The sequence below is a fragment of the Paracoccus marinaquae genome (assembly GCF_018860165.1).
Taxonomy (GTDB): domain Bacteria; phylum Pseudomonadota; class Alphaproteobacteria; order Rhodobacterales; family Rhodobacteraceae; genus Paracoccus; species Paracoccus marinaquae.
Map to the genome: position 1 here is coordinate 1 of NZ_JAHKNG010000144.1, position 611 is coordinate 611.

The 611-nt window shown below is 58.8% G+C and carries 2 pseudogenes; one reads left to right on the plus strand and one right to left on the minus strand.

Annotated elements, in window-relative coordinates:
- Nucleotides 1-116 (plus strand): annotated as a pseudogene (locus KNW02_RS21075) (IS200/IS605 family transposase); the annotation flags it as partial.
- A gap of 10 nt (nucleotides 117-126) precedes the next feature.
- Here the strand turns inward: KNW02_RS21075 and KNW02_RS20715 are convergent.
- Nucleotides 127-483, minus strand: a pseudogene (locus KNW02_RS20715) (integrase core domain-containing protein); the annotation flags it as partial.
- Nucleotides 484-611 lie beyond the last annotated feature (128 nt).

Consider the following 611-nt stretch of genomic DNA (forward strand, 5'->3'; position numbering starts at 1 on the left):
GGCGGTTCTGGGCCCGCGGATATTTCTCGACAACCTCGGGCAATGTCACCGACGACATCATACTTCAGTATCTGGAACTGCATGGAAAACGGGATGCTACCGGCGTCAGCCGGTAGTGGTTCACTGTTAGTGCATGACCGGCGCTTGGTCCATCGCGACGATGGTTTCCGGGGCCGGTGGGCGATAGCCCAGAGCGCTGTGTGGTCGCTTCGTGTTATAGTGCTTCCTCCATTCTTCGATCAGGATCTGCGCTTCGCGGAGGCTGTAGAATACCTCTCCGTTCAGCATCTCGTCGCGGAACCGGGCATTGAAGCTCTCGCAGTAACCGTTCTCCCAGGGTGAGCCGGGTTCGATATAGGCCGTCTTCGCCCCGACAGCTGCGATCCAGTCTCGGACGGCCTGGGCGATAAATTCCGGGCCGTTATCCGAGCGGATGAAGGCAGGGACGCCCCGCAGGATGAACAGATCGATCAGGGCGTCGATAGGCGTTGTTGCAGAACTCGGCGCTGGAAGGATTCACACTGCGAATCCGGTAGGTTAAGAATCTCGACATGAGCAAGCCCGAGCCCGCCCGTTACCGCACGACGAACTGGAAATCCTACAACGAAGCG